This window comes from Planktotalea sp. (genome assembly GCF_050633725.1).
In the GTDB taxonomy this organism is placed as follows: Bacteria; Pseudomonadota; Alphaproteobacteria; order Rhodobacterales; family Rhodobacteraceae; genus Planktotalea.
Map to the genome: position 1 here is coordinate 29,813 of NZ_JBOEHB010000005.1, position 12,331 is coordinate 42,143.

Consider the following 12,331-nt stretch of genomic DNA (forward strand, 5'->3'; position numbering starts at 1 on the left):
AAAATGGGTACCGAGCAGGTTCGATAAATGGTCAAAAAGAAACGCGCTTCATCCAAGCTTGTTGCGGACAAGCGCTATGGAAGCGCTAAAAAAGCAGCGCAACCAGCGCGCAAAACGCGTAAAAAACAGGCGGCGCGAAAACTTCCGCGCGGCCCAATTGGTTGGATATTGGGACTGTTTAGATGGATTTTTAAGCTAATCTGGGGTTTCACATGGCGCATTGGCTTCGTCACTGCCGTGATTCTTGGCCTTGCCGTCACCTATTTTGCCCTTCAACTGCCTGACCCGAACGCATTGTTAGATGGTCGCGCGCGAGGTTCCGTGACCCTGCTTGATCGCAATGGCGAAGTTTTTGCATGGCGCGGTGACCAATTTGGAGGAGCAATCACTACTGACACCGCCTCTCCACATTTAAAGAACGCAATCATTGCGACAGAGGATAAGCGCTTTTATTGGCACATCGGCGTCAGTCCGCGCGGCATCGCAAGCGCGGTACGTATCAATTTGCGCGAAGGGCGCGGTCCACTTTCAGGGCACGGTGGCTCTACGATTACTCAACAAACGGCCAAGCTTTTGTGCCTAGGTGTTCCTTTTGATCCTAAGGTTTGGAAAAGCGAAAAGGAATATGAAGCGGATTGTCGACGAACAACCATGTGGCGCAAAGCCAAAGAAGCGTTGTTCGCAATGGCGATGGAAGCAAAGTACACAAAGGATGACATTCTAAATATCTACATGAACCGCGCCTTTCTCGGCGCGGGTGCGCGCGGTTTCGAAGCTGCAAGCCAGCGATATTTTGGTAAATCCGCCGCAACTGTAAACGCCGCCGAAGCAGCGATGCTTGCTGGCTTGCTCAAGGCACCGACCCGCTATGCTCCGACCAACAACCTAGCGAGATCGCAAGACCGCGCCTCTGTCATCATCGGTCTCATGGCAGACCAAGGATACCTAAGCGCCAAAGAAGCAGATATCGCGCGCATTGCACCCGCGCAGCTTTCCAAGGCCGCTGAAGCCAAATCTGGTGGCTACTTTGCAGATTGGGTGATGGATAGCGGACCAGAGTTCTTTACCCGCGATACCACCGAAGACGTCATTATAAAGACGACACTTGATCGACGACTTCAGGCTGCATCAGAAGAGGCGATGCAGTTCATCTTTGAAAACAAGGTCCGCACAGGCTCAAAGGCCCAAGCCGCGATTGTGGTCATGAGCGCGGATGGCGCAGTGCGCGCGATGGTGGGGGGGCGGAAAACCAAGGTGTCCGGCGCGTTCAACAGAGCGACGCAAGCCCTTCGCCAAACCGGATCAGCCTTCAAACCCTTTGTCTATGCGACCGCAATCGAACTTGGCTACAGTCCCAGTGATCATATTATTGACGCCCCTTTGACCATCAACATTCCCGGTTCTGGCCCTTGGTCTCCGAAGAACTATACAAAGGAATTCAAGGGGTCTGTCACGCTGACGGACGCACTTAAACAATCGTTGAACATCCCGGCTGTAAAACTATCCGAAGCCGTTGGACGTGAGAATGTCCGCAATGTTGCAAGTGATTTTGGGATTGATAGCGACCTCGCAGCTGGCCCAGCTTTGGCGCTTGGGGCGTCCGAGAGCACATTGATTGAAATGACTGGTGCCTATGCTGGCATCCTTAATGGCGGTTCTTCGGTCACTCCTTATGGACTTGTCGAGTTAAGCCTGCTTGGAGATAGCGAACCTTTGATGGGATCAGGTGGCGGTATCGGCGAGCGGGTCATTCGCGATGAAGCAGCAGGGCAACTCATCTACATGATGGAGAAAGTTGTCAGCCAAGGCACAGGCAAGCGCGCCGCTCTCGCAGATCGCGAAGCCGCAGGCAAAACTGGAACCACACAAGCCGCACGTGATGCTTGGTTCATTGGCTTTACCGCTGACTATGTTGCTGGTGTTTGGATGGGGTACGATGACAACACCCCACTCACTGGCGTGACGGGTGGCGGCTTACCTGCCGAAATTTGGCATGAAGTGATGACCCGTGTTCATCTTGGCCTACCTTCGCGCCCATTGCCTATGGCCACACCAAAGGCACCGACACGCTCAGGGGATATCGAACCGATCCCTGCTGACGACATTGCAGATACCGTGCTTCAACGTGTTTTGCGTGGATTCGGTCAAAGCAATGGATCTAAAACCAATGACCTCATCAAAAATGGCAGTGAAAATCGCTAAAAGCTATTTGGCGGTTCTTAGATCGGCGATCATCTTATCCAAGTTTCCGCCGCGCCGATCAATCATCGCACCAATTTCGGTGCGCTCGGTAAGCAACAAATTAATCCCCTCAATGAACATATTGAAGAATTTGTTGCGACCCGTTCTGTCCGAAACAAGGAAAGTGACGGTAAACGGAGAGTCCCCGCGCAAGAACGCCGTGGTCTTGACCTCGTACCAGCTTTTCACAGGCCGCACGCTTTTTACTTCCAAGCGGCCGCCGATAAATTCACGAAAGCGGGAACCATATTTTCTAGAAATATATGTCTGAAACTCTTTCGAGAACTTCTTCTTCTGGCTTGCACTCGCGCGCCGTCCGTCATTACCCATCGCATAGGCAGAAATGTAAGACGTGTCACCGTATTTGGCGAAAACCCGTTCAAAGTCGCGGTACATGGATGTCTCTGATTTACCAGAGGCGATGATCTTATTGATGTCACCGACCAGAGCATCAACCAACTTTTTTGCACCCGCTTCATTCAAGGCAAGCGCTGCATTTGGCGCAACAGTAAATCCAGCGATCGCCGCACCTAAGAGGCTAGAAGCTTGACGTCTCGTGATATTTTTCATGTCTTAAAAGCCCTCTGTATCAAGCTCAAATGGATCTATGTCTTCCGCAGCATCGCCATCGCCGAGCTTAAACCGTCGGTTTTGCAGATAGAGGCCCTGCGCTTGTGAATAGCTATCAGCGCTATTGTAGAGAATTGAATCAATCGTATCGGCATACCGGCCACGATCGCCAACCTTTGATGCAACGCCAGCCGCTGTTCCAATATACTTCTCGGGACTTGGCAACACATAGCTCAGAGGATTGGTAAACAGATCAACTGCTTTACCAACTGCTGCGCGTTCAGTTGAAGGACCAAGCACAGGGAGCTCTACATAAGCTCCCTCGGGCACGCCCCAAACATAAAGCGTTTGACCAAAATCGCCGTCGATTTCTTCAATTCCAAAGTCGCTTGCAGCATCAAACAACCCGCCGAATCCTAACGTCGTATTTACTACAAACCGAACAGAGTTGCGGAAGGCTCCTTCAATATTGCCCTGCAATACATTGTTTACGACCGTTCCAGGCAAACCAAGGTTAGAGGCAAAATTTCCAACACTGTCTTCCAGATCATCCGGAAGAAAGTTTGAATACCCAACACCAACGGGGCGCACAAATTTTCGATCAAGCGCTCGGTTTAGCTCATGGTTCTGTCGGTTCACTGTCTCGTGTGGATCATACACGCCATCTACAGTGTCATTGGGGCCGGGCCGCGAACAACCCGTCGCTACAAGCATTGACGCCACAAGCGCCAAAATAGCTCTACGCGATCTACGATGTAGAATATGCTGACTCACAATGCCCACCAATGCCAAATTCTCAAGTCGTACCTAATGCCACTTTCCAAAAGAACCAGAGTTGATCCCGTCTAACAGGAGCGATGTGACTCTGGCGTGGCAACAATTTTCAAATGCGTTGCGATATCGTCGCATATTCGCAGACAAAGGTGAAGGTTTGAAAGTTAACGTATCTGTATCAGTTCCTTCGAAAAGGGCACTGGTAGCGGCTTTTTCCCTAATCTTGCGCGATAAACAGGCAGGCTTTCGCTTACCCTCATCGCGTAATTGCGGGTTTCGCGAAACGGAATGTGTTCAATCCAATCGACGATATCGATGTGGCCACGACGCGGATCACCATAGGTCTTCATCCAAGATACGGGGCGACCTGGGCCGGCGTTGTAACCAGCTGCCATCATAACAGGATTACCGCCAAATTGCTTTTCCAAACGCGCAAGATACGCCGTTCCAAGACGCGCATTGTATTGCCAATCGGACGTGAGCTTTTCTTTGGCGTACCCTATCCCAAGTTCGTTTGCGACGTTTTGGGCCGTGGCAGGCATCACCTGCATCAAGCCTCGCGCACCGGCACCCGAAATTACGACAGGATCAAATTCGCTTTCACGTCGCGCAATCGCCAATGCAAACTCCGTCGCAATTGGGTGCTTGGATTTCGCTAGGTCGTGGATTGCATAGTAGGGCGCAGGGATCGTTATGCCTTTGCTCGCCGCTCTCTTACCTATCATGACAGCGATATGAGGCTCATTCAAATCAATTGCGACCTGCCCTAGCTGTGCAGCTTCAAGTGGGCTGAGGCTTTCGGTCAGATGAGTCAGGAAACGCTCCGATACCGTTAACTCGCCTGCTTGAAGCGCAAGAACCGCCGCTTGAAACACGCTTGAACCCATGAAGGAAGCGCCGCGCCAATCAGGTACGACTGCCGTGCCGGCAAGACTTTGATCGAACGAAACACCAGCGCGTTCCGCAGCCAAAAGGCCATAAAAGCTAGATTGGTATTCCGCCCCATCCGCATATGAGAGGTTAGCTGCCTTTGAATCGCCCAAGGCTTCATGTGCGCGTCCTATCCAGTACCCTGCGCGACCACGCGAAATAGGTGTTACCACAGCGCCTTGATGGGCTTTGAAGTGTGTTAGTGCTTGGCTGGGTTTATTCAAAAACCGCAGCGCAATATAGCCGCTGAGCCATTCCAAATCCGCAAAGGACGACCCTTCTTGCAAATGATGTTGGCTCGCAAGTGCGTACGCGCGCTTGTATTCCTTGTTTCGCATCAATTGACGCGAAAGCGATCTGCGCCGGTTGGCCCATTGCTCTGGCTCGCCCAGAGATTTTGCGCTCTTGCTTGCACTCAAGGCGAGATCAACGGCGTCTTTGGTTAACCCTTTGCGCGCGCGCCAAACGAAACGCTCGTAAGACAGACCTGGGTCGTCCTTGAGCGATGCAGGAACCGCCGAAACCAAACCATCAATGCCCTTCACGCGCTTGCGCAATCCTTGCCTCGCTTTTGCAAGCTTTTGGTAATCCTCAGAAACCAGCGGAAGCATGCGTTCTGTGTTGCTGTTCCAATCGTTCCACAGAACCATATCAAGGCGTGCAACATGGTGATCTTTGAGCAGATTGCCGTACTCCCGCAACATGCGCGCATGCGTGCTAGGCCCGATCGCCATGCTGCGCCACGCAAGCACCAAACCTGCTTCAGCGCTGCCATTTTGACCATTGGCCTTTAAAGCTCGCGCATGTGCCAACGCGCCTTGCGCTGTTTGAGGGAGTTCATTCTTGAAGAACAGTAAAACATCTTCATTGCTCGCATCCTCCATCGCCGGTTCGCTTTTTTTGCGCAGCCAAGGCAAACCCGGCCAATCTGGATTGAGGTCAAGGAAAAGCATCACCTCTTCCGCTGTTCCCTCACCCGCCCGCAAGCGATGCCACTCGATAAGATCGTAAGCGATGGGGCTAACATCGCTAGAAATAGTACGAGCACTCGCCCAATCACCCGCACGCATTGCTTCAAAGGCGCGGGTTAGCGGAGCATGGCTATCCGCCTGCGCCAATAGTGGCGCAAATATCGTAAGAAAAAGCAAAAGGGTAAAACGTATCATGACTTGCAATTCATTTGATGACAAAGGATAGACACCGAACAACCTAGTCTTTGCAGCGCGAACCGCAATTCACAATTGCAACATCATTTGCGCCGCAAGCGAACTGTTATTCTATCTGGGCTTTACGCCTGCCAAAACGAAAAGGAGCGTGTCATGTTTAAAGGTTCTCTAACCGCACTGATTACGCCGTTCAAGAACGGCGAGCTGGATCTGGATACGTTGAAAAAACTTGTTGAGTGGCATGTTGGTGAAGGCACCCATGGCTTCGTTCCTGTTGGGACGACAGGCGAAAGCCCGACATTAACCCATGATGAGCATGATACAGTGGTCGAAACTGTTGTGCGTGCTTCAGCAGGTCGTCTGCCTGTTATCGCGGGCGCAGGTAGCAACAATACGCTTGAATCCATTCGCCTAGTGCAAAGTGCGCAAAAGGTTGGTGCGGATGCCGCTTTGGTTGTTACGCCTTACTACAACAAACCCACACAGCGCGGGTTGATTGCACATTACACTGCGATCCATGACAGCTCGGATTTGCCGATCTTCATCTATAATATTCCGGGCCGTTCTGTGGTTGATATGACTCCAGAGACAATGGGCGAGCTGGCAAAGCTACCTCGTATTGCGGGCGTAAAAGACGCGACCGGTGATTTGGCGCGCGTGCCTTTGACCCGCCTAACCTGCGGAACAGAGTTCATCCAACTATCTGGAGAAGACGCGACCGCGCTAGGCTACAACGCGCACGGCGGTGTGGGTTGCATTTCTGTGACAGCAAACGTCGCGCCAAAGCTCTGCGCACAGATGCAAGAAGCAACGCTTAAGGGTGACTTCGCGACCGCATTAGAGATCACTGATCGCCTGATGCCGCTTCACAAAGCAATCTTTACCGAGCCGGGCCTAGTAGGCGCGAAATACGGATTGTCCAAGCTCGGCCTTTGCAGCGACGAAGTACGTTCGCCTTTGACCAGCCTGACCGACGAGACCAAAGCAATGATCGACGCGGGCATGCGCCACGCGGGCCTGATCAACTAAATCACTTAGGGCAGGATAACCCTGCCCTATTTGCCTTGGCGGTACGCGGCTGGCGTTTGCCCATAAACCCTTTGAAATTCACGGTAGAAGTTTGAGCGCGTCAGAAAACCTGATTGCGCCATGACTTTCGCAACACTTTCATCAGTTCCGCGCAGCAAGTCTGCCGCATGTTCCATGCGAAAGCGGTTTACGTACTGAGACACATTCATATCTTGGGTTTGATTGATCGCCACTGACAACGCGCGAACTGGAACGTGAAGTCTACGCGCCAAGCGTTGAACCGAAAGATCGGGTTCCAAATAGAGCTGCGTTGCGTCCAGCAACTCACGCGCCTTTTGCTCTAACGCTTCGTTGTCATCGCCCTCTCCTTGCAAAAGCACAGCGCCCCTATTGCTTGGCGCGGCTATCATCGACGGCAACACAAAGATGAAGCCCAACAACAACAAGATAAACGGAATCGAAGCGAGTGAGATGAGAGCTTTGGCGTTGCGCCCACCATTTAGCATAAAATCAAAGGCGATGACGGTATCCGTCAGCAGGATGATCGAAAGCAAGACAATGCCTCGCAACATCCAATTTGATACTTTCTGAACGACATCAAAGTGGGCGTGGACCAAATAATCTGGCCCCTTTCGCCACAGCCTCCAAAGCAGAACAAGATAGCAAATGTAACTTAGCGAAATCACCCAATCGAACGCATAGATTGGTCTTACGGACAGTATCACAACGGCGATAACGCCAAAGGCAATGCCGAAATGCAAGATGACAGGTCGGTTAAAACGTTCTTTCGGCAAAGCGAAGGCGGCAAACCCTAGATACAACAGTGGCCCGACCAACATCGGAGCAGCGCGTTGGACGAGAATGAGATCGTCCATACCGTACCCAAAGCGCAGGCCAACAAGCAGCGAGCTAAAGCTAAGCAAAGCAAAGAGCAACGAGAACAAAACCGTTGCTTTCCGACTCCCTAAATCAAGCCGAAGGATCAACAACGCTATCGCGCCGCCCAGCAATGCAGTCAAAATTGGAAGCGGTAGAACCAACATCGCGTTGTCCTGCATGTGTCCTCTTTCACGTTTTCTCTGTCCTAGATCAAGTTTCAGGACAGGTTTTGACCTCTGACGCCGTTGCTCACGAGGGCCACGCCGCGCAATTCCATGGGTATCACGCAAACACATCGGAGTTCGATATGAAACATTTGATCCACACCCTTGCCCTGACACTTTGCATTGGCGCTGCCCATTCCGCGACAGCCGGCGAAACCTATGCCCCAGCTATGCGCGACATTGCGATTAAAGACGGCAATACACGCGCGCTCGATGGCATTCTTTGGTATCCGGCGGAAGCTGGCACAGCGTTAAAAACACAGCACACAAATGCTGTTTGGGCTGGTGTTCAAGCCGCAGCAAATGCAGAGCCTATAGCCGGAAACTTCCCGCTCGTTGTGCTGTCGCATGGCATCTACGGAAACGCGCGCAACCAAAACTGGTTGGCTGTTGAATTGGTAAAGCAGGGATATATGGCTGTCTCGCTCAATCACCCGGGGTCATCCACTTGGCTGCGCGATCCGGACGATGCGCGTCAAATTTGGCAGCGGCCAAAAGACGTGACGCGCGCAATCAGTTTTCTTCTGGAGAACCCAGACACCAAGCAACTCATCAATCCGGAACGCATCTATATGGCAGGCCATTCGCTTGGTGGGATGACTGCAATGCAATTGGCAGGTGCACGCTATTCTCCCGAGAAAGTAGACGGGTTCTGTGAAGCTAACCCCGACGATTTGCTGTGTGGTATCGTGCAGATGTGGCAGCTAGGCCAAACCGTTGAAGACAAAGACGCGATCAAGCAAGACCTGCATGATCCGCGCCTCAAAGGGATCGCTGTTTTTGATCTTGGCGCCACGCAAACTTTCTCACCCGAAAGCTTACAAGCCATAAACGTTCCGTTGCTTGTTATCGGTGCCCCACAAGAAAACGCGGGTAGCCTTAATCTTGATCTGGAATCGCGCGCTCTGGTGGCACACCTACCGAAAGCCACGACCACCTACATGGAGCCTAGCTCTTTGTCGCACTTTGATTTCTTAGGGAAATGCACCGACAAGGCTATCCCAATTCTTGAAAGCGAGGTGCCGGGTGACGGTATGATCTGCGAAGATGGCGTTGAAGAACGCGTTATTGATCACGCTTTGATTACTGAGGCAGTGCTCGAATTCTTCGCAGCGCATTGATTAGCCAGCGCGCCACGTTTCCTCGTGGCGCGCTGATTTCTAAAGACCTTCTGGCTGGCCAACGACAGTGAAATGTAACTCTTCCGGAAGGTAGATTTCTTTGATCACGCGATTGATTTCATCCAAAGTGACTGCGTTCACCTTGTCGTTTCGCGTATTGATATAATCAATCGACAAGTCCTGCATTTGCATTCCCTCAAGAATGTTTGCAATCGGACCGTTACCATCAAATCGTAGCGGATAAGCACCCGTCAAATATGTCTTGGAATGATCCAGCTCTTCTTGGGTCACACCTTCGTTTGCAATGCGCGCCCATTCTGCTTTGATCACCTCAATTGCTTCTGCGATCCGATCGTTCGCAGAGGCGACCTGACCAACAACCAGCTCGGCATGATCTTTCGTCGCAAGATACGAATACACACCGTAGGTTAACCCGCGCTTATCGCGAACCTCGTCCATCAAACGGCTTTCAAAACCGCCGCCACCTAGAATGGTGCTTGCGATATAAGCAGCAAAGAAGTCCGGATCGTCGCGCTTGATCCCGCGATGTCCGAACAAGGCCACAGACTGCGGTGTCTTATAAGGAACAACGTTAACGCCCGCTTCCAACCCTATCTCAACGCGCTCGGTCATGGGGGCACCGGTCTGAGGTAGATCCGCCAAAAGCGTATCCATCAGCGCGCCAAGCTCTTGCGGAGAGATATCGCCAACTGCGCTCACGACAACACGATCCTGCGCCATGCTATCGCGGTGCGCCGCCAGTATATCGTCTCGCGTGAGCGCCTTAACGCTCTCAACAGTTCCACTATGATCACTCCCATAGGGATGATCCGCAAACGCCGCTTTATCAAATGCCGCGCGAGCGATTTTGTTAGGGTCTTTTAGGTCAGATTGCAGGATCGAAAAAATCTGCCCTTTGACCCGATCAATTGCGACTTGATCAAAGCTAGGGGCCGTCATCGCACCTTTCAAAAGGGCGACAGCTTGGTCTCGATTTTCGGTCAGCATACGCGCGGAAATGCTGACGGAATCGTCGGACGTATCAAACTTGAAAGTCGTAGAGAGTTCATCCACCGCTTTCGCAAAGTCACGAGAATCCATCTCGCCTGTACCTTCCTCAAGCAAAGCCATCATCAAGGAAACAGCCCCGCGTTTCTCAGGTCGATCCAGCGAAGCGCCACCCTTGAAACCAACGCGCAGCGCCATGAACGGTATGGTGTGATCTTCAACAAGCCATGCTTTGAACCCCATTGGTGAGGTGACTTCTTGAATCTCCACGTCGGCACGCAAAGGAGCAGCGAGAATGGACAGCATCGTAACGAGACTTAGAAAAATACGGTTCATTGTGACACCTCCACACCTGACGTCAGCCAGCCGGTCACCGAAGTACGCTCTTGGAGCACGTCTTTAAGAGCCGCTTTTATGTCCTCTTCCGTCACGCTTTCAACAACATCAGGCCACTCGAGAATGTCCTTTATCGTCAAGCCAGAGGTCAAAGCGCGACCATAGCGATTGGCGAGCCCCTGCACGTTGTCTTTGGCGAATATGTCCTGAGCGCGAAGGTTACGTTTGATCCGATCAAGGTGTTCCAGATCAATTGGCGTTGCCATGAACTCTTGCAATACGCGATCCATGCTTGCTTCCGCTTCGCTCAAGCTCACGCCAGGAACAGGCACGACAATTGTTGTAAAACGCGTGTCATCTAAAGCTGTGCCGCGATAGTAGGCGGTTGAGTACACTGCACTTTTTTCTTCAAATTCAAGCTTTTGCTTCATGAACGACGTTTGCCCATCGCCTAACAATGCCGCCCCTAGCATCAAAGCCGCGGCCGCCTTTTGATCACCGCTATCGCGTTCTGGCGCAAGATATGTGCGACTAACATATGGCTGGGCGACGCGCGGATCTTTGTATTCCAAACGGCGCGCTGCGTTATGCTGTGGCTCTTGCGGGCGCGCGCGTTCTGGCAAATCCGGGTTTGCAGCCAATGGCGCGTAGTGGCGCATCGCTAACTCTTTAACCTCGTCGGGCGTTACATCACCTGCGACAATCAAGATTGCGTTGTTAGGCGCATAGTATTGTTTGTAATAGGCAAGCGCATCTTGCAGACCGAGCGTTTCCATCTCGTGTCGCCACCCGATAATCGGAACGCCGTAACGATGATTTAGATAGAGAGAGGCGCTTGCTTGCTCGCCAAACAGTGCGCTTGGATCATTTTCCGTGCGTTGATTTCGCTCTTCAATAATAACTTCGCGTTCCGTCAGAATATCTGCTTCGGACAAGCGAAGATTAACCATACGCTCCGCTTCCATTTGCATCATCAAATCGAGGCGATCCGCGGCGACGCGTTGGAAATAGGCAGTATAGTCATATGACGTAAAAGCGTTATCAGAACCCCCGTTGGCCGCGACGGTCTTGGAAAACTCACCGCTTTCCATGTTGTCCGTCGCTTTAAACAACAAATGTTCGAGAAAATGCGCTACACCTGACACTCCGGGTTTTTCGTCAGCTGAGCCAGCGCGGTACCACATCATATGAACGACTACGGGCGCACGGTGATCCTCGATCACCACGACCTCCATCCCATTGTCCAATTCAAACGTGCTCACCTGATCGTCCCAGCGCACGGTCTCAGCAATAGACAAACTTGGTATTGCGATCAGCGCAAACAGCCCAACCACACGACGTCCGAAATGCATAAAAGCTCCCCACAAATGGCCAATTAGTACAACGATCTGGGGTCGGCCCAGTCGATCTTGAACTCAACCTACGCGCAAGAGGTCATGTTTCAAGCGCGTTGACAGCTTCGTGAAAGAATATTCAGTTTGCGGGCGGCGCTGTCGGCGTTTTGCGACCAGCGCGGCGGTGCGCATCCAGCGTCCGTTCGGCATCCAGAACATGACGCTTGTAGACTTGCGTATAACTGTCAGTCTTAAACAAACGGATGTTCGTCAAGCGCCCTCGCCGCTTGCGGAAAGCAGCATCTTCAGCCGTGGTCGTTTCGCGAATATTTCCTGGCACACCATAACGCGATGCACTCGCAATAAGCGCGCTATCGCTGCGCGGCACGCTTTTATCGTTCAAACGCGCAGGATTTCCGCCCAGCGCTACGATTGCATCTTGCTTAGGCGTCGCATCAACCAAATTTGCTTGGCCCGGCGTAGGCGTTGGCAAAGTCTTGTAATTGTCAGGCTTTTGCAAAGGTTTGTTTGGCAATACGTCAAACTCTTCCGGACCTGCCGTAAGATCGGTCATATCGCGCAAACCCTTGTTGTCCCCGCAACTTGCGAGACCAAGGGCCAAAATTAGTATCAAACTGCTCGCCGGTCGCATGGTTCAACTCCGCTCCGTTCGTCGTGCTTTTACCCTATAGAAAAGGCGGCGTCACCTATGCTTTTCA

10 protein-coding genes are annotated in these 12,331 nt (G+C 52.1%); 3 read left to right on the forward strand and 7 right to left on the reverse strand.

Annotated features, from left to right (window positions below; translation table 11 throughout):
* Nucleotides 1-27: 27 nt before the first annotated feature.
* Entirely contained in the window at nt 28-2,202 is a 2,175-nt protein-coding gene (locus ACRBCU_RS06325) for a transglycosylase domain-containing protein (protein ID WP_431364534.1), read from the forward strand.
* A gap of 3 nt (nt 2,203-2,205) precedes the next feature.
* Here ACRBCU_RS06325 and ACRBCU_RS06330 read toward each other — a convergent pair whose 3' ends face one another.
* From ACRBCU_RS06330 to ACRBCU_RS06340, 3 genes are all read right to left on the reverse strand, one after another.
* On the reverse strand, nt 2,206-2,811 hold the full coding sequence (locus tag ACRBCU_RS06330) for an MlaC/ttg2D family ABC transporter substrate-binding protein (RefSeq protein WP_431364535.1): 606 nt from the start codon (nt 2,809-2,811) through the stop codon (nt 2,206-2,208).
* A gap of 3 nt (nt 2,812-2,814) precedes the next feature.
* On the reverse strand, nt 2,815-3,525 hold the full coding sequence (locus ACRBCU_RS06335; protein WP_431364536.1) for an MlaA family lipoprotein: 711 nt from the start codon (nt 3,523-3,525) through the stop codon (nt 2,815-2,817).
* Nucleotides 3,526-3,749: 224 nt separating this feature from the next.
* Nucleotides 3,750-5,681 (reverse strand): lytic transglycosylase domain-containing protein, encoded by a 1,932-nt coding sequence (locus tag ACRBCU_RS06340; protein WP_431364537.1) that lies wholly within the window; start codon nt 5,679-5,681, stop codon nt 3,750-3,752.
* 153 nt (nt 5,682-5,834) lie between these two features.
* On the opposite strand from ACRBCU_RS06340, the gene dapA reads away from it, so the two are divergent.
* Nucleotides 5,835-6,710, forward strand: a complete 876-nt coding sequence (dapA, locus tag ACRBCU_RS06345) for a 4-hydroxy-tetrahydrodipicolinate synthase (protein ID WP_431364538.1) — start codon at nt 5,835-5,837, stop codon at nt 6,708-6,710.
* Between the two features lie 26 nt (nt 6,711-6,736).
* Here dapA and ACRBCU_RS06350 read toward each other — a convergent pair whose 3' ends face one another.
* Nucleotides 6,737-7,768, reverse strand: coding sequence for a helix-turn-helix domain-containing protein (locus tag ACRBCU_RS06350; protein WP_431364539.1), 1,032 nt, complete (start codon nt 7,766-7,768; stop codon nt 6,737-6,739).
* A 128-nt stretch (nt 7,769-7,896) separates the two neighbouring features.
* Here ACRBCU_RS06350 and ACRBCU_RS06355 point away from each other — a divergent pair, with 128 nt between their 5' ends.
* Nucleotides 7,897-8,934: an alpha/beta hydrolase family protein gene (locus ACRBCU_RS06355; RefSeq protein ID WP_431364540.1), complete on the forward strand. Its 1,038-nt coding sequence runs from the start codon at nt 7,897-7,899 to the stop codon at nt 8,932-8,934.
* A 39-nt stretch (nt 8,935-8,973) separates the two neighbouring features.
* Here the strand turns inward: ACRBCU_RS06355 and ACRBCU_RS06360 are convergent, their stop codons facing one another.
* The 3 genes from ACRBCU_RS06360 to ACRBCU_RS06370 form a co-directional block, all read right to left on the reverse strand.
* Nucleotides 8,974-10,278, reverse strand: coding sequence for a M16 family metallopeptidase (locus tag ACRBCU_RS06360; protein WP_431364541.1), 1,305 nt, complete (start codon nt 10,276-10,278; stop codon nt 8,974-8,976).
* Nucleotides 10,275-11,630, reverse strand: coding sequence for a M16 family metallopeptidase (locus tag ACRBCU_RS06365; protein WP_431364542.1), 1,356 nt, complete (start codon nt 11,628-11,630; stop codon nt 10,275-10,277). Before ACRBCU_RS06365 ends, ACRBCU_RS06360 begins: the two co-directional genes overlap by 4 nt.
* Before the next feature lie 121 nt (nt 11,631-11,751).
* On the reverse strand, nt 11,752-12,186 hold the full coding sequence (locus ACRBCU_RS06370) for a DUF3035 domain-containing protein (protein WP_431364543.1): 435 nt from the start codon (nt 12,184-12,186) through the stop codon (nt 11,752-11,754).
* Between the last annotated feature and the right edge of the window lie 145 nt (nt 12,187-12,331).